Genomic DNA, 22813 nt, shown 5'->3' on the forward strand with positions numbered 1-22813 from the left:
ACCAAAATTTTCAGAATAATCTTAAAAACAGTTTAGAAATAGTAAAAACCTCCAACCAAGGTAAAATCATTCTGAACAAGCAAAACCAGAGCAGAAATATCATCTGGCCATTAAACATAAACATGATTTTGGGACAGTTACGGTAAAAATCAAATTCCTGTTATGATACGCGTGTCATTTGTGATTATGGTGTGGTGTGGTGTAAAAGGAGCAAGAAATGACTAATTCTGTAGATTTTAGTGGTAGACCATTTCATTTCATTGGCATTGGTGGTATAGGTATGTCTGCTCTGGCATACGTTCTCGCCAAGCGTCAATTTCCAGTATCAGGTTCGGATCTTCGTCCTAACCACATTACGCACAAGTTAGAATCTATCGGCGCTCATATTTTTGGTAGACAAGAGGCAAGCAATCTCGAATTCTTTCGCCCTCAGGTATTAGCGAATGCAGTAGTATTAAATTCACAAGAAGAATTACCTACTGCTACTAACTCAATACTGCCTCAAGTCATTTGTTCAACAGCAATTAACACGAATAATTTAGAATACAAAGCAGCGCTGGAATTAGGTTGCCCAATTTTACATCGTTCAGATGTACTAGCAGCTTTAATTGCCGATTACCACAGTATTGCAGTGGCAGGAACACACGGCAAAACTACAACCAGTAGCATGATTGGCTATATGCTTCTAGAAGCAGGTCTTGACCCAACGATTTTAGTAGGTGGCGAAGTCAATGCTTGGGAAGGTAATGCTCGATTGGGACAAAGCCAATATTTGGTAGCTGAAGCAGATGAATCTGATGGTTCCTTGGTAAAACACGCTCCAGAGATTGGCATCATAACCAATATTGAACTCGATCATCCAGACCATTACGAGACATTAGAAGAAGTAATTGACATCTTCCAGACATTTGCTAAGGGTTGTAAAACGTTAATAGGTAGCATTGATTGTGCTACAGTGCGCGATCGCTTGCAACCCACAATCAGCTACAGCTTATACTCACATACCGACGCTGATTACAGCGTTACTAATATTGATTATCGTGCTGATGGCACCACGGCTCTAGTTTGGGAAAGAGGCAAAGCTTTGGGCGTGTTGAAGTTACGCTTGCTAAGTCGGCACAATCTCAGTAATGCCTTAGCAGCAGTAGCTGTTGGTCGTTTCTTGGGCTTAGAATTTGGAGAAATTGCTAAAGGTATCGCCACCTTTAAAGGAGCAAGACGCCGCTTTGAATTCCGGGGTGAAGTCGATGATATTACTTTCATCGATGATTATGCTCATCATCCTAGTGAGATTCGCGCTACTCTTGCTGCAGCACGCTTACAGGCAAGACCAGGGCAAAGAGTGGTTGCCATCTTCCAACCCCATCGCTATAGCCGTACACTCACCTTTTTAGATGAATTTGCCGATTCCTTTACCCATGCTGATTTGGTTGTGCTGACTGATATTTATAGTGCAGGCGAACCCAATTTAGGACAAATTAGTGGTGAACATCTAGCGGCGGAAATTGCTAAACACCATTCTTTTCTAGTTTATCAACCAACTTTACCCTCTGTATGTGAGTTCTTGCTGCATACACTACGTCCAGGAGACTTGGCGCTATTTTTGGGGGCTGGGAACTTGAATCAGGTAATTCCTGAAATAATTACGACACTTTGCGAACCGGCTAAAGCCACATCCTAAGTGAAGACTTTGCGAAGTTTTATTTCTGAGCAAAGCGCCTGTCTAGCAACTGTTCCATCTGTGAACTTAAATACCGTATTTTTACGGTAAATGAATTTAAAAATTTTACCAAAAAGTAAAGATGACCATTTACCAGGCAGCTGGAAACGTCTGCACAGCTTCTGCTTTAAATACAAAGAAACATCAAACAACTAATTCGGTGGACAGTGAAGTAATTTACTTACCCAATACTGATTGTGTGATCAAGTCCCAGGCTTCTTTGTCAGCATTCACTTCCTATAGAGTTGGGGGAGCGGCTGATTTATACGTTGCCCCCCGAAACTTAGAAGCACTGCAAGCAAGTCTTAAATACGCAAAAGAACGTAATTTAAAGGTGACAACACTAGGAGCAGGTTCTAACTTGCTAGTAAGCGATGAGGGTATATCAGGCTTAGTCATTGCTACTCGTCATCTCCGCTTCAGCAACTTTGACCCCCAAACCGGTCAATTAACCGTTGCTGCTGGAGAATCAATTCCCAGTTTGGCATGGGCAGCAGCAGAATTAGGATGGCAAGGATTGGAGTGGGCTGTTGGCATCCCTGGAACAGCCGGAGGGGCAGTGGTGATGAATGCAGGGGCACATAATAACTGTATCGCAGATATGTTAGTTAGTGTCCAGGTACTTTCACCCGATGGCACATTGGAAACTCTTACCCGCGACCAGTTAGGTTATAGCTACCGAACTTCATTATTGCAAGGTGGCGAGTCTCCTTCGGAGAGGCGTTGCCAACGCATAGTCACCCAAGCTACCTTACAACTCGCGCCAGGTGCCGACCCAGCAAAAGTTGTGGCAATCACCAGAGAACACAAAAAGCATCGCTTAAACACCCAACCATACAACTTCCCCAGCTGTGGTAGTGTGTTCCGCAATCCTAAACCTTACAGCGCTGGCTGGTTAATTGAACAAACTGGGTTGAAAGGCTACCAAATTGGTGGAGCGCAAGTAGCCCAACTTCATGCTAATTTCATCGTTAACCGTGGTGGAGCAAAAGCTAGTGATATCTTCTGTCTCATTCGCCACATCCAACATCAAGTACAAGAACGTTGGTCTATTAATTTAGAACCAGAAGTCAAAATGCTCGGAGAGTTTCAAGGTGCTTGTGGATAGGGAATGGAGAGTCGGGAGTGGGGAATGGGGAATGGGGGAGATCAGGGAGATGAGGGGGATGAGGAAGAAGAATTAATAACCAATGTGCAATTCCCAATGCTTAATTCCCTACTCCCTACTCCCCACTCCCCACTCTCTAACGCATTAATTATTGGTAAAAAAAGAGGCAAATTACTTACCGCATCTATAATTGAATTTGATTTGTTATTCAACGCATACGCGTAAAACTAATTATGACAGGTAAAGGACAAGGATTCGGCTTTGGCTTAGGAAAAATGAAAGAATTGGCTGACGCTTTTAAGAAAGCGCAGCAAGTTCAAGAAGGCGCAAAGCGACTCCAAGAAGAATTGGAGCAAATGGAGATTCTAGGAGAATCTGGCGGTGGTTTGGTGAAGGTGATTGTCAGTGGTAACCAAGAACCCAAGCGGGTAGAAATTTCTCCAGATGCTTTAGGGGAAGGTGCAGAAGTACTTTCTGATCTGGTGACAGTGGCAATGAAAGAAGCCTACAACAAATCCACAGCAACAATGCGGGAACGTATGGAAGAATTGACCAGTGGATTAGAACTTCCTGGATTTTAGTCAAAAGTCATTGGTCAAATCACTTTTGACTATTGACAAAGGACAAAAAATATCTATGGTTTACAAGTTGCTATTTGTCTGCTTAGGTAACATCTGCCGATCGCCATCGGCAGAAAACATTATGAATCATTTAATTGAGCAGGCTGGCTTGAGCGATGGCATCGTCTGTGACTCTGCTGGTACATCTAGTTATCACGTTGGTAGCCCACCTGACAGGCGCATGAGTGCTGCGGCAGCTACAAAGTTGGGAATTAAACTGTCTGGTCGAGCACGCCAGTTTCAAAAGTCAGACTTTCAAGACTTTGATTTAATTTTAGCGATGGATCAAGAAAATTATGAGAACATCCTCACTCTGGATCAAACTAAGCAGTATCAGCATAAAGTGCGTTTGATGTGTGAGTTTTGCTCTCGACACACCCTGAAGGAAGTTCCAGATCCCTATTACGGTGGTCAAGAGGGATTTAATCGGGTTATTGATTTACTGATCGATGCTTGTGAAGGTCTGCTTACAAAAGTTAGGAGTTAGGAGTTAAAAATTAGCAGTTTTAACAGTTATCAGTTAGAAAATTGGATTTAAGTTCCTTACTAGATCAGTTCACTGTTCATTGTTTCAAAGCCTACGCTCTACTTTAGTAACTGATAACTGTTTACTGTTGACTGATTTAATTCCTCACTTCTGCACAGACGCGATTAATCGCGTCTGTACTCCTAACTTTTTTCATTCCACCAAACCATGCTTTATCGCAAAACGCACTAATTCCGCTCGGTTGCTGGTTGAGGTTTTTCTCAATAAACTGCTAACATACTTTTCTACTGTGCGAGGACTCAAGTGTAGCTGATGACCCATTTCGGCATTAGAAAGACCATGAGTCAATAACTCTAAGACTTCCTGTTCTCTATGAGTTAGGGATGAGTGTAAGTGGGATTTCTGAATTTGAGTAGACAAAGAATTATGGGTATCCACCGCTTTTGTCGAGGCGGAAAGACCCAAACTCTCTTTTTGAGAAAACCGATACTCCGATTGAATAATTTGCGATCGCTCCAAAAGATTGCGGATTGCTGCTGCTAACTCTTCCAGTTCAAATGGCTTGGGTAAGTATAAATCACACCCTGACTGGTAACCCAAAATTCTTTCCTGGGTCTTAGTTCGGGCTGTTAATAAAATTACAGGTAATAACCGAAACATTGGTTGTTGACGCACTCGGCGCACAAGTTCGTAGCCATTCATCTGTGGCATCACAATATCCGTGACAATTAAATCTGGATGATACTCATCCACCATAACCAAAGCCTCCTGACCGTCATTAGCCATAATCACCGAGTAGCCAGACAGTTCAAGATAGTCACTAACAGACAGGCGAGTGCCCAAATCATCATCCACTACAAGGATCATCAAGGGCATGGACAATACACCCCTAGCATTTTTTTATTCAGAAATTTGCTTTTACGCACTTCATCATTGAACACAGACAATAATCCCTCTTTTGTCACTCTGGGGAAATAAAAATTGAAGCTAAATAATGAAACCTAGATTTAGTGAGAAGATTAGCGATCACAAACTAATAGAAACAACCAAACAAAGTTCTATAGGCAAAATCTTGTCTGGGCAAGAGTTACAGATTATTCTCTGCCGAAAGTGACAAAAGAGGGATAATAGTGTTCTTATGTTTCATACCATGACAGGATTACCACCTAATAATGTATTTAGCGATGATTTATAAAGAAAATATTAAATCCTTAAAAAGGGTTAAAGAGTGTAACTCACCTTTGACTCGCTCTGTTTGGGAGGCATCGAGAGCTTTGTAGTTTGTAACAACTCATCAATAAATCGCAGTAAATAATAGCATAGTGTAAATTAATATTAACTTAATAAATAATTTACTAAAAGCTAAGTATGGATAAATATCTTTTATTTTTGCCCTTTGTAATTAATTTTTAGCTAATCACTAATGATTATTGGCATCATACCAATTTTTTGTAAAACTACACAAAATCAAACTAGGTAAGACTTTGGGCTTAAGCCTCAAGTCTTACTTAGCTCACAGATAATCGGTATCATATAACTTAAAGTTGCCAGAAAACTCTTAATTTTGAACTGATAAAAGCTAAATTAGTGATATACAGTTCAGAATTTATAACGGTTTTAAGATACAGCCTATAATTAACAAGCCAATCCAAATAATTTTTTAGGTACATTTCAAGCACACCAAGTTATCAATGAGCGACAAGAGCGACAGTTACAAAGTTATTAGCGACAACCGCCAAGCCCGTTATTTGTATGAAATTCTAGAAACTTACGAAGCTGGAATTGAGTTGACAGGAACCGAGGTTAAGTCGATTCGTGCAGGTAAAGTCAATCTCAAAGATGGCTATGCTTTGCTTCGCAATGGTGAAGCATGGTTGATCAATGTTCATATCTCGCCTTATAACGCCAGTGGACAATATTTTAATCATGAACCACGGCGTACACGCAAGCTGCTGTTGCATCGCAAAGAACTCCGCAAGCTAATTGGCACAGTAGAACAGCAGGGTTTAACTTTAATCCCTTTAAAAATGTATCTCAAACGCGGCTGGGTAAAAGTGAGTATAGCCCTTGGCAAAGGTAAAAAGCTCCACGATAAGCGAGAAGACCTGAAACGACGCCAAGACCAGCGTGACATTCAACGCGCAATGAAAAACTATTGAGCGTCAGAGTCGCATAGGGGACTGACAAATAAAAAAATAATCAATCACTTGGATGAGTAGGGGAGGCAGGGTGAGGTTTTATAGTTTAATTTAACCCACTTACTTATGTCCACAGCGTGAGTTATAAAAATTTCTAGTTTATAGCCGCAGATTGATTTTCTTAAAGTTTGGAATCGATAGAGTGGTGAGTAACTTCGGATGGCATAAGGAATTGTCAAAACTTATGAAAAGTAATTTCATTAGAGCTATTGTTGCTGGCATTCTTACCTTGAGTATGGGAATTTACCTTTAACTCTATCCGCACAAGCTCAAACGACAAGTGACCCCAAAGCCAATACTGGTTCAGGAACGACCACTTACAATAATGATCGCAACGATTTTGATTGGGGTTGGCTAGGATTGATTGGTCTAGCTGGTTTGGCTGGTTTAGGTGGTAAAAAGAGTGGGAATGAACCCACTACTTACCGCGACCCTAATGCTCCAAGTACCACTACCTACAGAGACTAGTACCGCAAGGCAGAAGGCAAAAGTCAAAAGTTAACACTGAGCAAAGTCGAAGTGTCAAAAGTCAAAAGGTTTTAATTTTGGCCTTTTTAACTATTCAAAATTTACTCAGTTGTCAGTTGTTCAGTAGAAAAACAACTGACAACTTAATCATATTAGTTTACTGTTGGTTCTAAGTTAGATGAATTTGTCTGATTTGGAGCTAAAAGTGTCCAATAGCTAGCAATTAAAGCCACTATGAGCCACCAGAGGGTATTAACTTCAGGACGATACCAAACAGTATCTACTGTGCCATGAGCTAGCATCCCCAACAAAATAGCGATTGCTCCAATTAACCAAAATCCCTCTACACTTCTCAATCGTCGCAGTCGTCGCACTTGTAAAAATGCTGTATTAAATGTGACAATTATTAGCCAGAGAAAGCAGGCTAAACCAACAAAGCCAGTTTCTAGAGTCACTTCAAACAAAATTGAATAGGCACTCAAAGCAGTGTAACGAGGGCGTTGATAAAGAGGATAAACTTGATTAAAAGAGTTGTGTCCAGGGCCAATGCCGAAAATCGGACGATCGCGAATCATCTCGAAAACAGCATCCCACACATTTCGGCGAAAATTATTACTGCTATCTTGACGGTCAGCAAAAATACTAAACACTCGTAGGCGCACTGGCTCTACAAATATCACTGCTAGCAACAATATGCTGATCAAACCTCCCAAGACAATCGGTAGCGACCAGGTACGCCAAAAACGAGGCATTTCCACGCTTTTCCAATAAACTAGCAATGCCATCACAGCCAAAATTGCCACCACTAGTCCAATCCAACCGCCACGACTAAAAGTGAGGATCAAGCAGGCAGTATTGACAATTAACATTGTTAATGCTAGAGCTTTTTTGATCCAGCTTTGCCATGCAAAAATTGCGACTAAGCTAAAAATTACTGCTGGTAAGAGGTATCCAGCCAATAAGTTGGGATTGCCTAAATAACTGTAGACTCTGGTAGTTTTAGAAAGGGGAGATTCTGGATCAACCCAAGTTGCCAGTGCTGTGGCTCCAAAAAACCATTGCCGCAACCCATATACACTGACAATTAAAGATACGTGCAGGTAAAGGACGATAATCCAAGAGCGGAGGCGAGGCGACCTCAGTATCCTGGCACAAAGGGCAAATAGCAGCAAATACAAGGTTAACGTTCCCAAGTCGTTAAGTGCCGCCTTTTTCACTGGTGACAATGCCGTTGCGATTGCGGCAACCCCCCAGTAGAGCAATACCAGCAGGTGAATAGGAGTGATTGAGGAGACATTTGCTGGTGTTGCTTCATCAGATAAAGTCAACAACAGCCAAAATGCTACACAAGCTCCTAGCAACAAGCCTACCAATGTACTCGAAGCAAAAGGTGCAAGCGCATATACTAAACTGAGTAAAGCAGTTGCTATTGCATCTCCCGACTGAATCAAGACGCTGGTTTGCCGCCAAGAGCTTAACAGTCCTACCAGAAAACGGTGTACGTAACTAGTAGCAAGGTATTCTTTGAGCGGTAAAGATGATAAAGTAAATCGTTGCCAGACTAAATTCATAAAAAACATTGCGATCAATTAGCCTGCCGACGCAGAACTTGGAATTGATCATAATGCCTATGGCTATAAAAAGGTAATAACGGAAATTGCAGTATAGTGATGATGCTCTTACTCATAGCGATCAGTCACTACCTGTAATCTAAAGCACTTCAGCTAATCCTAAGTGAAGATAGCCATTGATTAACCTTCACCTAGTTAGTACATAACAAACCATTAATTTATATTTCTTTATTACCTGTAACCTGTAACCTGTTTCCTACTAAATGTAATTAGACATCGCTAATTGTTTGTGAAGAAGTCGCCAGTTGCAGTGGCAAACAAAGCACATAACGATATCCTGATTCTGGTGAACCTTGAATCAAAATTTGTCCACTATGCAATTCTGCCAGTTGACAACTTAGCAACAGACCCAAACTTTCACGAGACATATGTCCATGTGATTTAGCTAAATTTATACCTGAACTAGCAGCAAAGAAATTTGAGTGATTCTCACTCAAGTTTTTGGAATTGTCTACTGCTACTGATGAAATATCTCCTTGCTCCTGGCTTTGTGCATGATTATTGTAAGTTACTACCTCACCTGTTAGCTCCAGCAGCGACAAAGAATTGAGACGGAAATAGGGATCAACTTCAGTAATACCGTCCCCTAGCCAAGGATGGGAAACCCAAATAGTAATGTTGAGCGTATCTTCCTTGTAAGAAACATGAATACGAACAATGCTACCTGTAGCCGAAAGTTGAATCACACTGAAAACCAGGTGATAGAGCATTTGCCGCACCTTGTCTTTATCTAAAGGCCAAATGCGATTGCGTCCTGGTTCTATAGAGAGGCGGATATCTTGTTCGCGGCGATTAGCCGCTTCTTCAAGGGTATTGATAGCTTGTTGACACAGCATTTCGATATCCACAGGAGCTATATTTAACACATTTGAATTTTCATCCATAGCTCCTAGTTCGGTAATTTCGTTTACTAAGGAAAGTAAGTACCTACCACTATGTTGAATAATTTCTAAATATTCTCTCTGCTTAGTCGTCAAAGGTCCATAAATTTCACGTCCTAAAACACTAGCCATACCAAGTACAGATGTTAAAGGCGTGCGTAACTCTTGAGTTAGCTGATCTAAAAGTTCTAGTTTCAGTTCTTTGGTAGAAACAGAGCCGCTATCTGTAGTGGCTGGGGTGATTTTAATTTCAGTATTCCGTTCGTCATTGATTGAAAATATTGGAGCGATCGCGGGAGTGTTTGATTCGAGTCTCCGTTGCAGGAGTCGGTTACGTTCAAATTCACTCATGCTCCAACGAGCTATGATTTGTAAAAACTCAATATCTCGGTTTGTAAAATTACGCGGCACTAAATCCATTACCGCTAACGCACCCAAACAATGCCCCTCAGCATCAATCAGTGGCGCTCCTAAGTAAGCACGAATACCATAATCCTGTACTAACTTGCTGCTAGCAAGTACTGGGTCTTTTAGGTTATGTGTATCATTAATTACAAATAGTTGAAAAGTTTCTACTACTTTAGTGCAAAAGGATTCCTGAGGTGACAGTTGGCGGCTTTGTGCCAAATTATTCATTAGCCCTAGCCTAGATAGGCCCACCGCCGATTTAAACCAGTGGCGTTCTTGATCCACAAATCCCAATATGGAAATTGGTGCTTCCAAAAAGTGGGCAGCAGTTTGTGTGGCTTCTTCAAAAACCGGAATTGTCTCTGGTTGCCGCAAACCTAAATCTGACAAAGCTTTGAGGCGTTGTTGTTCTCTTGATTCATCAGAGTCCCAACCATCCTTTAGGGCAAATAATTTATTTTCAGGCTCTATCATTGCCACTGCTACCTTAATAATTTCTCGATACTGTAATTGATATAGGCCCTATTTCTGGGTTATCAATTGCTATTTTAAGCATTCCCTAATTTTGGCTCTGACAAACAAATTTGGGGCAAAAATTTTTTATCCCTTATATTAAGTCGGCTACGCGGTATCCACAACTTGCTAGTTACTGGTACTGAATTTACTTTATTTAGCAATGGTGTAACCTTTATTGCTTGGGATTTTACAGGCAGACTGCGTTAGTTTTGGATTCAGGCAGGGTAAGCTAATGCTAAGGATACAATACCAAAGGACTGTAATTATTTATGTACAGAAGCAAAAATTATCAAGGTATTTTTAAAGTAAATCTACTTATAAAAATTAAATTTATGTAATATTTATGTTAATTTTTACTTAAGTAGTTAGCATTAATAGCTGACAATCCTAGATAGTTTATATAAGTCTCGATCCAATAGATTAAATCTATTACAATTTTATGCTGAAAATTGTGCAGGCTTGTTTATTTTTTCCATATAGGGAAATATTTTTTTGAGGACAATTGATAATGAATAAAATGACCATTAGAGTTCCTTTTGTAAACCTGAAATTTCAACACGAACCAATTCAAACGCAATTGCAACATGCAATCCAATCTGTATTGGAACAGGGAGATTTTATTTTAGGGCAAGCAGTCTCAGATTTTGAAGCAGCATTTGCAGCAGCGTCTGGGGCAGCTTATGGAGTTGGTGTTGCATCAGGAACAGATGCGATCGCTCTCGGATTGCAAGCGTGTAATATTGGTGCTGGTGATGAAGTAATTTTACCAGCAAACACTTTTATAGCAACCTTGATTGGGGTACAACGAACTGGCGCGAAGCCAATTTTAGTAGATTGCGATCGCCAAACTGCTTTAATTGACTTAAAAAAAGCAGCAAAGGCAATTACGCCTCATACCAGAGCAATTATCCCTGTGCATCTCTATGGTCAAATGGTATCACCAAGTGAACTATTGAACTTTGCCGATACCTACAAACTACTAATTTTTGAAGATGCGGCACAAGCACACCTCGCCGAAAGAGACGGATATCACGCCGGTTCAGTTGGAATAGCAGCAGCTTTTAGTTTCTATCCCAGCAAGAATTTGGGAGCATTTGGGGATGGAGGAATGCTGCTAACACGAGATTCAGATGTAGCCCAGAAGATGATGCGCTTGCGAAATTATGGTGCATCGCAAAAGTATTTTCATACTGAATCAGGTACAAATAGCCGCTTGGATACTTTACAAGCAGCAGTCTTGCACCAAAAATTACCATATTTGCCACAATGGAATAGCGAACGCTTGACTATTGGACAGCAGTATGATCGCGAACTAGCGCCCTTGGCAACTGCTGGTATTATCCCTATGGAAAACCAAAGTGATACAGGGCATGTGTATCATCTTTATGTCATTAGAGTTGATGATTCTTGCGCTATAGAACGCCAGCAACTCCAAGAAAAACTCACAGCAGTAGGTATTCAAACTGGCATTCACTACCCAATTCCTTGTCATTTCCAACCAGCATTCACCAACTTAGGCTATCAGCCTGGAGATTTTCCCCAAACAGAAAAACTGTCAAAAGAAATATTATCATTACCCATGTATCCTGGCTTGAGCAGTAGCCAAGTCAAAGAAGTTGTAGCTGCGATCGCTCATGCAGTTTCAACTTCTAAAACAGATAAACTCAAAGAGGGAGTAGGGTAATACGGGAATGAGGAATACTTGTACTTAGTACAGAGCAACTAAATTTATTCATGGGGTTCCCCATTCCCCACTCCCCATTCCCTATTCCCCATTCCCCTTGAACACTGAGAGTTTTTGAATTACTGAAAATCATGGTACTCCCGCAACAGATTAAAAACAGAAACGTCTCAGGCTTATTAAATCTAGCTATTTTAGGCGTTTTGCTGCTGCTTTATGCTCCCATATTGCTACATTGGTTAGATGGTTGGCTGAATAAAAATATTAGTACAGAACACGAATATTTCAGCCACGGGATTATTGGTTTACCATTTGCGGCTTATCTGGGCTGGATGAACCGGAAAAAGTGGAAACGTTTACCAGATACCATCCATCCTTTAGGGCCTGTTTTATTGTTATTCGGGGCAGTGTTTTATCTTAGCGGTGTTACGGAGTGGGTTAACCTTTCCTTGCCCGTTATACTAGCAGGATTATGCTTGTGGTTTAAGGGAATAGCGGGTTTGCGATTACAAGGATTTCCCTTGCTACTAGTATTTTTGGCAACCCCAACGGCAGTACCCTATCTTATTGCTCCTTATACCTTGCCTCTCCAAAGCTTCATCGCTGGTACAGCAGGCTTTATACTGAATCAATTTGGTATGAACGTAACCGTAGATGAGACAAATCTCTATGTGGGAGGACGGATTGTAGAAGTTGCTCCCTATTGTGCAGGGTTAAAAATGTTGTTTACTACTGTCTACGTCGGCTTGATGCTGCTTTATTGGACAGACACTTTGTCTTCACGCCGCACAGTTATAACGTTTTTATCTCTTGCTGCGATCGTTAGTACTTGTGCCAATATCATTCGTAATACTTTACTGACTTTCTTTCACGGCACAGGTCAAGAAGCGGCTTTTAAATGGCTGCATGAGGGTTGGGGTGGTGACCTCTACTCTGCTTGTATGTTGGTGTCATTAGTGCCTTTACTGAATTGGATTAATAGCTATTCAGTACCAGAAACTCAACAAGAAGGGGAAAGTCATTAGTTATTACTCAGCAATGCTACAACCTTAAATAACATCATCCATCTTATTTTGCGATCGCAGACTAAAATAACACCGTAATTTGTTATTGGGATCTGTATTACAAGGATTTTTTATTAATATCTGGCATTTAAAAACAGGACAAACAAAGAAAGATTGGGAATTGGGTATGACTCATGAATTTGGTTTAAGTAAAAGCAGCAGGGTGAGTATTATGCAAAAGCCTCTCATATAAAAGGCGGTTCGTTTCCTTATCTATATTTTCACTACTCATTTAGGATTACTATAGCATTGATAGAACAATTAAAAATTGGAAAGTATCAGAACCAATTAATAGCTCCAGCGACTTGTAAACAACGCCCGAATTGAGAACACATTATTTGCAAACAACTAATAGTTTATCTAATAAAAATCTCAATTCAACCTCGTAGCTTCTTATGTACCTGTGCTAAATACCACATATAATCATCAATTTTGTAATTATTAGCAGCTTTAACTATATATTCTTGAGCCAAATCAAGATTATTTTCGGCTTCGTAATATAATCCTAAGTAAAGATGACTGTAAAAATTTCCCTTTATCCCTTCTGATTGACCAACAGTTAAAACATCATCTGCTGTACAATCTCCCGCATACAAATCATATACGCGTTGCATAACACGCCGAGGGTCATTTTTTACAGTTAGTAAAGAATGATGCGCCTCTTCAATACCTAACGAACGAGCTATGCAGAGATATCGCCATACTGTTTCTTCTACATCTTGGGCATTCACTGTCAAATCTATTTCAAATTGTTCAGCGCCTTCAGCAAATCTTTCTGCATAATAATACGATAATCCACGTTGCCAGAGGTAGGGTTTAATACGGGCATCTAATTGCTCTGCTATGTCAAAATCTTGAATAGATTCATCAATCTTGGCTAGTTGAAAGTTAACCATGCCTCGACGAATGTAAGCATTAGAGTTTTTCGGCTGATTGCGAATGGTTTCATTCCAGCGCTGGAGTTGATTTTCCAAAGAATTTGAAAACAACATGAGTTTGTTTAGCTAATCTGCATTAAATAGAATGTTTTCAGGCTTGGGGAGAACTCGTCAATCCCTAAAATGAGTCAAGTTTTGTCATACTAAATCCTTGGTGTTATATTTCTATTTTTTTATGATCAGCGTGATTGAGTTTCCTTGGCAGCAAGAGGCAATTATTCTCCATAGTCAATATCTAATAAATAGTTTTCAGCATTGGATGAGAAATTCTTTGCTGGATGGCAATGGTTCACCGCTTGAAACAGCACAGGCGCTATTTGAGGCACCATTTGTCTTAGTTTCTCACGGTACAGAGTCAGACCCAATTTTTAACTATGGTAATCGTAAAGCGTTGGAACTATGGGAGCTTTCTTGGGAGGAATTTACTAAAATGCCTTCCCGAAGATCAGCTGAAGAAGTAGTGCAGGAAGAACGCGATCGCCTCTTAGCAGAAGCAACAACTAAAGGCTTTATCACCAACTATTGCGGTATCCGCACTTCTAGCAATGGTAAACGTTTTTACATAGAAGATACTATCCTATGGAACGTTTTAGATGAGCAAAATCAGTACTACGGTCAAGCTGCTTTCTTCTCTACGTGGAAATTTATTACATAACTACTGCATCACAGACTTTTTGGATTAATTGCTCTTGCTTGCAATTTTGCTAACCAATCTTAATAGCGCTATTCAAAGAGTGCAGTTTCCTTTGCCTAAGTCCTACTATAAATCTTAAATCTCAAAGTCAGATCCATCCACGAGGTAGAAGAAACTACTTAAATTATTCAGTATTGTGTAACTGATATCTTAAAATTCAGGAAAAAACGCCCGTGGTACCTATTAGAGATAATAATCCGACAAAAATCACGCCTTATGTAACTTATGGGCTGATTGCTGCTAATGTCCTCGCTTTTCTTTATGAAGCAAGTCTTCCCCCCCAAGCATTAAATGGATTTTTACACCTTGCAGCTGTAGTTCCACGAGAACTGACTTTAAGCTTTGGTGGTGTCTCTTTACATCAACCAGTGCCAGAGTGGGCAACTTTAATTACCTCACAATTTTTACACGGTGGTTTCTTGCACTTAGCAGGTAATATGTTGTTTCTCTGGATTTTTGGTAATAACGTTGAAGATAAATTAGGTCATGCTAAATATTTACTGTTCTATTTATCTTGTGGTGTTTTGGCATCCTTGACCCAGTGGTTCTTCGCTCAAGATTCTAGCATTCCTTCCTTGGGTGCAAGTGGCGCGATCGCAGGCGTTTTAGGAGCATACATTCTCCGCTTTCCCAACGCCGAAGTTCTTGGCATAGTGCCTTTAGGGTTTTTCTTCCCAACTTTCCGCGTTCCGGCATATTTCTTTTTAGGATTTTGGTTTCTCGAACAAGCCTTCTACGGGCTGGCTAGTCTGCAAACACGTACCAACATCGGTATGGAAAGCGGCGGTATTGCCTATTGGGCCCATGCAGGCGGATTTATCTTTGGCGCAATTCTCGGCCCACTGCTAGGTTTGTTTAACGATAAATCACAGGAAAAAGCTTGGTATTAGTAATTCTTCAAGATATCATTAGGGCTTTCAATCAGGCTAATTAATTAAATAGGTGAAATTGTTTAAGCTTCGCAACTGCTAGCCTTACAAGTTACAGCAGATTTCAAGTTGGTGAGGTACAAGGTACATAACGATTCATCTGTTACCCAGGTATAAAGCGTGTTTTACTCCTGAATTCTGAATTCTGCTGTATATTGCAATTAGCCAATAATTTAGGAAAAACATCTGTGTTTCCCCTCTATGACGAAAATCCGACGCGAATTACCCCGTATTTCACCTACGGGTTAATTGGCATGAATATTTTAGTTTTTCTTCACGAGGTGAGCCTGCCAAATGCACAATTGAATCAGTTTTTAAGTCAGTATGCAGTAATACCTCAACAGTTAACCACCAATTGGAGTGGAGAATGGATAACATTACTTACATCGCAATTTTTACACGGCGGTTGGTGGCACTTAATCTCGAATATGGTGTTTCTCTGGATTTTTGGCAATAATATTGAAGATCGATTGGGTCATGCCAAATATCTGATGTTTTATTTGGCATGTGGTGCTTTAGCTGCCTTGTGTCAATGGTTTATTGGCATGAATTCGGAAATTCCTTCCTTGGGAGCAAGTGGTGCAATTTCTGGTGTTTTAGGTGCTTATATTATCCGCTTTCCCCAAGCTAGAGTCATGACTTTAGTATTTTTGGGGTTTTTCATCACCACAATTAGAGTGCCAGCACTAATAATAATTGGACTTTTTATTGTGCAAAATGTAATTTCCGGTCTTGCTACCTTGCAAACAGCCGCTAACATGAGTGTGGAAACTGGTGGAGTTGCCTACTGGGCCCACATTGGTGGTTTTGCTTTTGGAATAATTCTCGCTCCCGTATTTGGATTGTTTAGGCAGGACTAAGTACAAAATTTCCTAAATCATTAACGAAACAATTGCTAGCTACCAGTCCTTTGCGTATCCTCTGCGTTACCTTCTCTGCAAGACGCTGACATTCCTAACGTGGCTACCGCTTCGCTAATGCGATACTCTGCGTTGAAATTTCCCTATTTGAAAAATTATTAGTTTTTGTTGGCACCTGCTGAAAGTTCTTCTGATTCTTCTGCCTCAGATGTAAATCTTGATGATTTTACGACTTGTTCAGGTAAAGAAACAATAATATCAGCGCCATTGATAATTACTCCCAACAACCCTAATTCCGATTCAACTAATTGATCAATAGCTTCACCTAACATATTCTCTTGTGTATAATGTGGTCGTGCCACAAGTACCATGCCATCGCTGTAGGGTTGGATTAACAAAGGGTCATTGGAGATACTGAGGGAACCAGTATCTAAAATAACCATGTCAAATCGTTCGCGCACGTCCTCCATCAGCCGCCGCATTTCACTAGATTCAAGAATAGCGGCGGATTGCCGCACAGGGCCAGGGCTAGGTATGATGTATAAATTCTCTACATTAGGAACTAAACGAATACATTCACTTAAATTAGCGTAATAACGCAAGGGTTCAATAGTGGCGTCGGGGTCAGGAATTATATTTAGGGATGTACAACGAGAAGGCGATCGCAAATCGGTTTCGATAATCAAGGTTCTTTTACCAGCACGAGCTGAAGCTATACCCAAGTTATATGCACTTGCCGTTTTACCCTCTAGGCTACTGGTGCTAGTAATCAACACCACCTTTAAGGCTTTACCACCAATCCGACGCAGATTACTACGGACTTTCTCATAAAATTCTAAATAAGGAGAATCAGCAGAAAGTACCACAGGCACTGCATCTTGAGGCAAATCATCAACTGGCATTAAAGGCAATTCTCCCAACAGTGCCACTTCCCGTTGCTTAAGGCTCTCGCGAATATCCTCCCTGGTTTTGAAAGTACCTTCCAGCGCTCCTAACAAGAATATCACTCCGCCACCAATCAACACACCTAATAAACCACCCACAGCAAGGGTAATAGGTACACTCTTAGGAGGTTTGATGTCCGCAACTGCTGTAGGGCGTCTGGCAATACTGAGGCTGCTGGTAGTTTCTGCCTCTGCGGTTTTAGCATCGGTTAGCTTTGCCTCCATTTGGTCATAGATGGCTTTTTTAAGTCCAACCTCTTGTTCTAAACGTGATCGCTCTAATTGCTTATTGGGTATCAAAGAATACTCTCGCCGTAGTCGCGCTTCTTGTTGGATTTCTTGAGCTAGTTGTTGTTGTAGTGTCTCGCGTTGGGTTTGCAAAGCCACCATTTGGTTTGCCAACTGCTGGCGGGCTGGATCTAAGCTACTTTGGGCGCGAATCCCAGCAACGCTACCCTGAAGCGGAGCCGCCGTTCCATCACCACCTAATACCTCCCTAGCTCGTTGTTGCAACAATTCCTCAGCAGCTTGTTTCTGACGCTGTAACTGAACCATCGTTGGGTGTTCTGGTCGCAAATCTTTTCTGAGTAGGGCGATTTGCGACTCACTTTGATAAATTTGCGATCGCAAGTTACCAATAATTGGATCGGCACTCAAAGCAGAAGAAATATAAGCCTGTCCGACTGTTAAGCCTAACTTATTTTGTAAACTATTAACTTGACCATTAACCCCAGAAATAGTTAATTGAATTTGCCGTTGGAGATTTTGGCTGGCAGTAATAGCGCTTAACAAGCTACCATTCTCCGCTGCTAAAATTGCCGTTCGCTCTATGCGATCGTACTGTTCCAATTTCTTTTCGGCAAATTGCAATTCCCGTTTAGCTTGTGGTAAGCGCTCATTAATCTTTTCAATAATTGCTTGTAATCGCCCAGTATTGATGTCACTACTCAACTTAATCATTGATTGCATCAATTCAGTCAAGACCTCTATGGCTCGTTTGGGATCATTATCTACATATTTCAGTTCAAAGGTACTCGTTTCTAATTCTCCAGTCTTGGGATTTTTTTTAGGTAAAGAAAGGACAATATTTGAACCGAGTTGTTTCGGTTTGATATCTACTTTCTCTGCCACAGTCGCAATTATCTGGTTTGATAATAAAACATCCTCATTTAGTTCTTTTCCTTGTTGTTGGATTTGACTACCAGTTGCAGAGAAAGAAACTGGTGGACCAGCATAGGTAAGTGCGGCAGATGCTATGTAGTTAGGAGATGGCTCTGGCTGCATAGCCACCACCGTTGACCCCACTACAACTAAACCAAAACTAGCTAGTCCAATCCACTTGTATTTTTCAAAAGCAATAAGATAGCGTTTAACAATTGGTGGAGTCATGGCAGGGGCAGATAGAATCAGTTATTAGTTATCAGTTATCAGTTATCAGCTTTATATTTGTCACCCTCATCTCCTCCTTTTTCACATCCGGTAACAATCAGTGAAGAGGTAAGAGTAATTAATTTTACCTGCCACCGAAGTCGTCAAAAAATCGGAGAAAGGACTGGACATTAAAGAAGGGTTGAGTAATGGTAGTTAAGAAATTAGTAATTTTACCGATGAGGTTCCGACCAACAACAAGAACATCATTATCTTGAAGGGCTACATTTTGAGACGCATCGCCTCCTAGAGCTTTTTTTGCATCAAGTTTCTGGGTAACAGCTTTACCTCGTTCAGGATCAAAACGAACCAGAGCGATATCTCGTAGATTAGCAGTGTCGAGATTTACTCCACCCAAAGCATCTACAAAGGTACTCCCGTTAGGTAGTGCTTGAATGGAAAGACCTCCTGCAGCATAGTTTAAAACGCGGACTCTAATCTGTGGTGTAGCTAAGGATGAACGTGCTACTAAATTGCGGTCATAATCGTCATTATTACCAACTTCACGACGGGGAATGAGTATTGCATCTCCGTCTTGTAAGCGTAAATTAGGAATTGAACCGCCATTTTGCAGTGTTGCATATAAATCAATAGTTTGTGAAATCACAGAACCATCAATTAACTTCCGGCGTACTTGCACTTGTCGCAGGTCTGCATTCAAAGTTGAACCACCAGATGCTAGCAAGACATCAGCAACGCGGGGTGTTGATGAATTAATTGGATAAATTCCTGGTCGAAATATTTCCCCGCTAACGGTAACTTGAACTGGTCGCGTCCCTAGTAAGGATACTACTACGATTGGATCGGGTAAAATGCTACTTAAACCTAAGCGAATTTTTTCTTGAGCTTCTTCTAAAGTTAAGCCTTGTAATGACACCGTTCCCACTTGTGGCACTACGATGTTGCCTTCTGGACTAATTGCAGCTTGAAAACTTAAGTCTTGACGCTGCGTTGCCAAGGCTAAAACTATTACTGGATCAACCACATAACGATTTAAACCCAAGCGAATTTTTTCTTGAGCTTCTTCCAAAGTCAAACCTTGTAAGGAAACTTTTCCTAGTAGCGGCACCACAATGTTACCTTCTGGGTTGATTAAAGCTTGAAAGCTCAAATCTGGAAAGCGCTGCACCGAAACGCTAATTCCATCTCCTATTCCTAAGCGGTACGGCCCAGGAGGACGCTGAAGCACAACGCCAATTGTATCTCCTGGCCCCAAGAGATAGCGGCTGAGTTGGGGGGAAATTTCGTTATTTGCACCTGGAGGTATAACCTCAGTACCTGGCACAGGCGAAGGGGGTTGCCTTGGTGATTGTCCTTGAAATGGAAAAGGCTGGGCAACAACAAATTGGATAGGTGTTGTTAAGAAAACTCCTACTTGAAGACTAACAAAACACAGGGCGCTGAATGCACGCATATGATAAAAACTTGGATCTATGAACATCGGTGCAGGAAAACTGAGATAAAAATTAGTCGCGCCGACTGGTAATTATACTCTGAAAATGTCCTAAATGTCTCTTTTATCTGCGAGTATTTTACCAAAAAAAAGTAGAAAAATTTTACCAATTTTAATTTATAACTTCATATTTTTAACCTGAACGTAATTGTAAAGATACAACTGAAAAATCTCTACATAAATGCATCTGTAACAGACTCTACAAAGGGTCTGCCATCAATTTAGCTTGCACTGTTTCTCCAATAGACTGTGCTAAAGGCCAAGATGTTTCTACCTGCCCCAAAGGTTCCATTGGAATCAGAATACTTACGCCTACCCAAGGAGTGCGTTGCTTACGCCACTGGGCCAATTGATCTGCGAAGAACCAGTGGAAAGGTGATGGATTTCCGCCATCTGGCATAGCGTACCATTGCAAGACAGCGAATGTCTGCTGTGGTGTGACGGCGCGAAAGAACCTAGCTTTTACTTTTGTTTCAACTTTAGATGTCAACTTTGCAAGGGGTTTGACAGTAAATTCAGCAGAACGATATTGAGCTATATCCCACTTTCCCCAGCGCGATCTTCCCCAGCCGTTAACGTCTGTCCACTCTACCTCTGGCTGATCCATAGGTCCATTTTGCGGCAGCAAAAGCAAGATTGCCTGGGATTCGGAACCTTCTTTTTTTAGTACCTGCAAAGACCATTCATGCTCGCCAATTTGCTGTTCTGCTTGTTCAATAGTTTGCCAACCAGGAAGGGGTAACCCAGCATGGCGGATCTGTTTTAACTTCTTGAGGGTGGTAACAGGTGGCGGCTGTTTCCATTGCCAGTGTCCTGTTAGATATCCGGGAACCCCTCCTATTGCCAACAACAGTAGCAATAACAAAAGTACTGCGACCTGACTCAATTGGTTTTCCTTAAAAAACTTGGAGAAGTAAATCATCAATAAAATTTATGATACTTAGGCAAAATTTTACTTCATAAAATCACACTATGAGTTCAGTAATATTTATTAGTAGAGAAAAGCAGGTGAAGCAGGGGAAGCAGGGGAAACATGATTAACGACTAATGATTAGCAATTCTGGTTAGCAGAATAATTGTCCTTATGTCCAATTAAATTCACTGCCCACAATGTTCGAACAAAACTTTTAGGAACAGAACAACCCAGTATTTTCATACAGTGGTGACACCAGTAATTGTTTGTCCTGGCAATCCCTTGGTTATTTCCTTGCTCCCAGAATTTGTTGACATTAAAGAAATATGAAAAATACCAATTTACGCCTTATGTGAATTAAAAAGTCTCAAGCAATATCAAAGGTTTCAGCCTTATTAAAATTGTCAACTCTAGTCTTCTGAACGAGATTACGTTGTTTCAGGCTTCAACTCACATAAGCCGTAATTTATCCACCAGTATTTAGCAGCACGCAAGACTTTCTTTGATGACTTACGGATCTTAATTCTGTATCTTTATGCTGACTGTACATCAGAAGGGTATATCCCGCTTGCTAGAGTGTGAGTAGTTCACGTAAAATATAGTGCCATTGTTGCAGCAGTTCTCATGACCTCATCTGCGTCGTTTGACACATTAGAGTCTTTACAGGCGGATATCGCTGAATTGATTACTCGCTTACCGACATTAAAAAATCGGCAATTTATTCAGCAAGCACTTGCGACTATTGTTCGTCTAGCTGATACCGAAATAGAGCGTCTCGATTGGAAAATCTTGTCGGCTGCATTAGCAGATATGGAGCGCGGTTTCCAGCTTTTCTATGATTACCGACACGTTCGCAAAATCACCGTCTTCGGTTCTGCTCGTCTAGCGTCAGATACACCAGAGTACCAAATGGCCGTTGAGTTTGCTCGCGCTGTTTCTCAATTAGGATTTATGGTGATGACCGGCGGTGGCGGTGGAATCATGCAGGCGGGTCACGAAGGGGCTGGGCGAGAAAATTCCTTTGGATTAAACATTCAGTTACCCTTTGAACAGGAAGCGAACCCTTTTATAGAAGGTGATCCCAAGCTAGTTAACTTCAAATATTTCTTTACCCGCAAGCTGTTTCTCCTTAAAGAAAGTGATGCTGTAGCCTTGTTTCCAGGAGGCTTCGGCACTCAAGATGAAGCTTTTGAATGCATGACATTAAGCCAGAATGGTAAATTTGGCCCTGTACCTCTAGTTTTAATTGATCGCCCTGGTGGTGATTACTGGCGGTCTTGGAGCAAATATGTTAATAAACAACTAGTCCAAAATGGTCTTGTCAGTCCTGAAGACCCTAGTCTTTACACGGTGACAGATAACGTGGATGTGGCTTGTGATGCCATTACGCGTTTTTACCAGGTTTATCACTCCTCTCGATATGTAGGTGGAAAGTTAGTCATCCGTCTGAAGACAGATATATCAGAAGCTCAGGTAGAGCAACTCAATGCTAATTTTAACGACATTATTATTCAAGGACGGATTGAAAAAAGTCAGGCATTACCTCAAGAAGCACAAGATGAAACTGTTGAACTACCCCGACTCATTTTGTACTTCAATCAACGCGACTTGGGGCGCTTGTATCAGATGATTGCCACAATTAACCAGATGGGTACTCCTTCACCAGAGGATGCAGCGCATCCAGAAAGAAAGTAAGTATTAACTAATTCGTCATTTATAATTCGTAATTAGTAATTATATTTTCGGACTCATTCGTGCTGTGCTAATGTAATTTTTGGATTTGAGTCCTGTATTAAATTCTAGAATTGCTGCTTTATAATTAGTTGGGGTAAAAATCCTTAACTAATTCAATTAAAAATTACAAATTATTTT

At 40.9% G+C, this 22813-nt stretch carries 19 protein-coding genes and 1 pseudogene; 13 read left to right on the plus strand and 7 right to left on the minus strand.

Going from position 1 to position 22813, the window contains the following annotated elements; translation table 11 throughout:
- Window positions 1-217: 217 nt before the first annotated feature.
- From murC to V7L20_RS29255, 4 genes are all read left to right on the plus strand, one after another.
- Window positions 218-1681 carry a UDP-N-acetylmuramate--L-alanine ligase gene (gene murC, locus V7L20_RS29240; protein WP_334747436.1) on the plus strand — a complete coding sequence of 488 codons (1464 nt, stop codon included), beginning with the start codon at window positions 218-220 and terminating at the stop codon, window positions 1679-1681.
- A 121-nt stretch (window positions 1682-1802) separates the two neighbouring features.
- A complete protein-coding gene (murB, locus tag V7L20_RS29245) occupies window positions 1803-2828 on the plus strand; it encodes a UDP-N-acetylmuramate dehydrogenase (protein WP_334747437.1) in 1026 nt (341 codons plus the stop codon).
- 233 nt (window positions 2829-3061) lie between these two features.
- Window positions 3062-3409, plus strand: a complete 348-nt coding sequence (locus tag V7L20_RS29250) for a YbaB/EbfC family nucleoid-associated protein (RefSeq protein ID WP_100900466.1) — start codon at window positions 3062-3064, stop codon at window positions 3407-3409.
- Between the two features lie 55 nt (window positions 3410-3464).
- On the plus strand, window positions 3465-3935 hold the full coding sequence (locus V7L20_RS29255; protein ID WP_334747438.1) for a low molecular weight protein-tyrosine-phosphatase: 471 nt from the start codon (window positions 3465-3467) through the stop codon (window positions 3933-3935).
- Between the two features lie 192 nt (window positions 3936-4127).
- On the opposite strand, the gene V7L20_RS29260 is transcribed toward V7L20_RS29255, so the two are convergent.
- On the minus strand, window positions 4128-4811 hold the full coding sequence (locus tag V7L20_RS29260; RefSeq protein WP_334747439.1) for a response regulator transcription factor: 684 nt from the start codon (window positions 4809-4811) through the stop codon (window positions 4128-4130).
- A gap of 815 nt (window positions 4812-5626) precedes the next feature.
- Between V7L20_RS29260 and smpB the strand changes: the two genes are divergently transcribed.
- Window positions 5627-6094: an SsrA-binding protein SmpB gene (smpB, locus tag V7L20_RS29265; protein WP_109012199.1), complete on the plus strand. Its 468-nt coding sequence runs from the start codon at window positions 5627-5629 to the stop codon at window positions 6092-6094.
- Between the two features lie 399 nt (window positions 6095-6493).
- On the plus strand, window positions 6494-6601 hold the full coding sequence (locus tag V7L20_RS29270) for a hypothetical protein (protein WP_334747440.1): 108 nt from the start codon (window positions 6494-6496) through the stop codon (window positions 6599-6601).
- Window positions 6602-6753: 152 nt separating this feature from the next.
- Here the strand turns inward: V7L20_RS29270 and V7L20_RS29275 are convergent, their stop codons facing one another.
- On the minus strand, window positions 6754-8172 hold the full coding sequence (locus V7L20_RS29275; RefSeq protein WP_334747441.1) for an IctB family putative bicarbonate transporter: 1419 nt from the start codon (window positions 8170-8172) through the stop codon (window positions 6754-6756).
- Between the two features lie 269 nt (window positions 8173-8441).
- Window positions 8442-9995, minus strand: a complete 1554-nt coding sequence (locus V7L20_RS29280; protein WP_334747442.1) for a GAF domain-containing sensor histidine kinase — start codon at window positions 9993-9995, stop codon at window positions 8442-8444.
- Window positions 9996-10545: 550 nt separating this feature from the next.
- Between V7L20_RS29280 and V7L20_RS29285 the strand changes: the two genes are divergently transcribed.
- Complete coding sequence (locus V7L20_RS29285) at window positions 10546-11721, plus strand: DegT/DnrJ/EryC1/StrS family aminotransferase (RefSeq protein WP_334747443.1); 1176 nt, start codon at window positions 10546-10548, stop codon at window positions 11719-11721.
- A 131-nt stretch (window positions 11722-11852) separates the two neighbouring features.
- Window positions 11853-12743: a cyanoexosortase B gene (gene crtB / locus V7L20_RS29290; RefSeq protein WP_334747444.1), complete on the plus strand. Its 891-nt coding sequence runs from the start codon at window positions 11853-11855 to the stop codon at window positions 12741-12743.
- Between the two features lie 416 nt (window positions 12744-13159).
- Here the strand turns inward: crtB and V7L20_RS29295 are convergent, their stop codons facing one another.
- Entirely contained in the window at window positions 13160-13774 is a 615-nt protein-coding gene (locus V7L20_RS29295) for a tetratricopeptide repeat protein (protein ID WP_334747445.1), read from the minus strand.
- A gap of 121 nt (window positions 13775-13895) precedes the next feature.
- On the opposite strand from V7L20_RS29295, the gene V7L20_RS29300 reads away from it, so the two are divergent.
- From V7L20_RS29300 to V7L20_RS29310, 3 genes are all read left to right on the plus strand, one after another.
- Complete coding sequence (locus V7L20_RS29300) at window positions 13896-14375, plus strand: MEKHLA domain-containing protein (RefSeq protein ID WP_334747446.1); 480 nt, start codon at window positions 13896-13898, stop codon at window positions 14373-14375.
- Window positions 14376-14587: 212 nt separating this feature from the next.
- Complete coding sequence (locus V7L20_RS29305; protein WP_334747447.1) at window positions 14588-15304, plus strand: rhomboid family intramembrane serine protease; 717 nt, start codon at window positions 14588-14590, stop codon at window positions 15302-15304.
- Between the two features lie 227 nt (window positions 15305-15531).
- On the plus strand, window positions 15532-16203 hold the full coding sequence (locus tag V7L20_RS29310; RefSeq protein WP_334747448.1) for a rhomboid family intramembrane serine protease: 672 nt from the start codon (window positions 15532-15534) through the stop codon (window positions 16201-16203).
- 158 nt (window positions 16204-16361) lie between these two features.
- Here the strand turns inward: V7L20_RS29310 and V7L20_RS29315 are convergent, their stop codons facing one another.
- The 3 genes from V7L20_RS29315 to V7L20_RS29325 all read right to left on the minus strand — a co-directional run bounded on the left by V7L20_RS29315 (window position 16362) and on the right by V7L20_RS29325 (window position 20950).
- Window positions 16362-18536 carry a GumC family protein gene (locus V7L20_RS29315; protein ID WP_334747449.1) on the minus strand — a complete coding sequence of 725 codons (2175 nt, stop codon included), beginning with the start codon at window positions 18534-18536 and terminating at the stop codon, window positions 16362-16364.
- A 124-nt stretch (window positions 18537-18660) separates the two neighbouring features.
- The gene (locus V7L20_RS29320) at window positions 18661-19989 is read right to left on the minus strand and encodes a polysaccharide biosynthesis/export family protein (protein WP_442943655.1); all 1329 of its coding nucleotides are present in this window, start codon (window positions 19987-19989) and stop codon (window positions 18661-18663) included.
- A 238-nt stretch (window positions 19990-20227) separates the two neighbouring features.
- Window positions 20228-20950, minus strand: coding sequence for a cyanoexosortase B system-associated protein (locus V7L20_RS29325; RefSeq protein ID WP_334747451.1), 723 nt, complete (start codon window positions 20948-20950; stop codon window positions 20228-20230).
- Between the two features lie 174 nt (window positions 20951-21124).
- On the opposite strand from V7L20_RS29325, the pseudogene V7L20_RS29330 reads away from it, so the two are divergent.
- Window positions 21125-21253: pseudogene (locus tag V7L20_RS29330) on the plus strand (ISNCY-like element ISAtsp9 family transposase); the annotation flags it as partial.
- Between the two features lie 312 nt (window positions 21254-21565).
- A complete protein-coding gene (locus tag V7L20_RS29335; RefSeq protein ID WP_334747452.1) occupies window positions 21566-22636 on the plus strand; it encodes an LOG family protein in 1071 nt (356 codons plus the stop codon).
- The last annotated feature ends 177 nt before the right edge of the window (window positions 22637-22813 follow it).

This window comes from Nostoc sp. (assembly GCF_036916735.1).
Taxonomy (GTDB): Bacteria; Cyanobacteriota; Cyanobacteriia; order Cyanobacteriales; family Nostocaceae; genus Nostoc.

What these genes read in the sequence shown, in the direction of transcription:
- V7L20_RS29335 (WP_334747452.1), top strand. Translation starts at nt 21,566, where the DNA reads ATGACCTCATCTGCGTCGTTTGACACATTAGAGTCTTTACAGGCGGAT.
- murB (WP_334747437.1), top strand. Translation starts at nt 1,803, where the DNA reads ATGACCATTTACCAGGCAGCTGGAAACGTCTGCACAGCTTCTGCTTTA.
- V7L20_RS29250 (WP_100900466.1), top strand. Translation starts at nt 3,062, where the DNA reads ATGACAGGTAAAGGACAAGGATTCGGCTTTGGCTTAGGAAAAATGAAA.
- V7L20_RS29325 (WP_334747451.1), bottom strand. Translation starts at nt 20,950, where the DNA reads ATGATTTACTTCTCCAAGTTTTTTAAGGAAAACCAATTGAGTCAGGTC.
- V7L20_RS29320 (WP_442943655.1), bottom strand. Translation starts at nt 19,989, where the DNA reads ATGCGTGCATTCAGCGCCCTGTGTTTTGTTAGTCTTCAAGTAGGAGTT.
- V7L20_RS29280 (WP_334747442.1), bottom strand. Translation starts at nt 9,995, where the DNA reads ATGATAGAGCCTGAAAATAAATTATTTGCCCTAAAGGATGGTTGGGAC.
- smpB (WP_109012199.1), top strand. Translation starts at nt 5,627, where the DNA reads ATGAGCGACAAGAGCGACAGTTACAAAGTTATTAGCGACAACCGCCAA.
- V7L20_RS29275 (WP_334747441.1), bottom strand. Translation starts at nt 8,172, where the DNA reads ATGAATTTAGTCTGGCAACGATTTACTTTATCATCTTTACCGCTCAAA.
- V7L20_RS29260 (WP_334747439.1), bottom strand. Translation starts at nt 4,811, where the DNA reads ATGCCCTTGATGATCCTTGTAGTGGATGATGATTTGGGCACTCGCCTG.
- murC (WP_334747436.1), top strand. Translation starts at nt 218, where the DNA reads ATGACTAATTCTGTAGATTTTAGTGGTAGACCATTTCATTTCATTGGC.
- V7L20_RS29315 (WP_334747449.1), bottom strand. Translation starts at nt 18,536, where the DNA reads ATGACTCCACCAATTGTTAAACGCTATCTTATTGCTTTTGAAAAATAC.
- V7L20_RS29255 (WP_334747438.1), top strand. Translation starts at nt 3,465, where the DNA reads ATGGTTTACAAGTTGCTATTTGTCTGCTTAGGTAACATCTGCCGATCG.
- V7L20_RS29285 (WP_334747443.1), top strand. Translation starts at nt 10,546, where the DNA reads ATGAATAAAATGACCATTAGAGTTCCTTTTGTAAACCTGAAATTTCAA.
- V7L20_RS29300 (WP_334747446.1), top strand. Translation starts at nt 13,896, where the DNA reads ATGATCAGCGTGATTGAGTTTCCTTGGCAGCAAGAGGCAATTATTCTC.
- V7L20_RS29295 (WP_334747445.1), bottom strand. Translation starts at nt 13,774, where the DNA reads ATGTTGTTTTCAAATTCTTTGGAAAATCAACTCCAGCGCTGGAATGAA.
- crtB (WP_334747444.1), top strand. Translation starts at nt 11,853, where the DNA reads ATGGTACTCCCGCAACAGATTAAAAACAGAAACGTCTCAGGCTTATTA.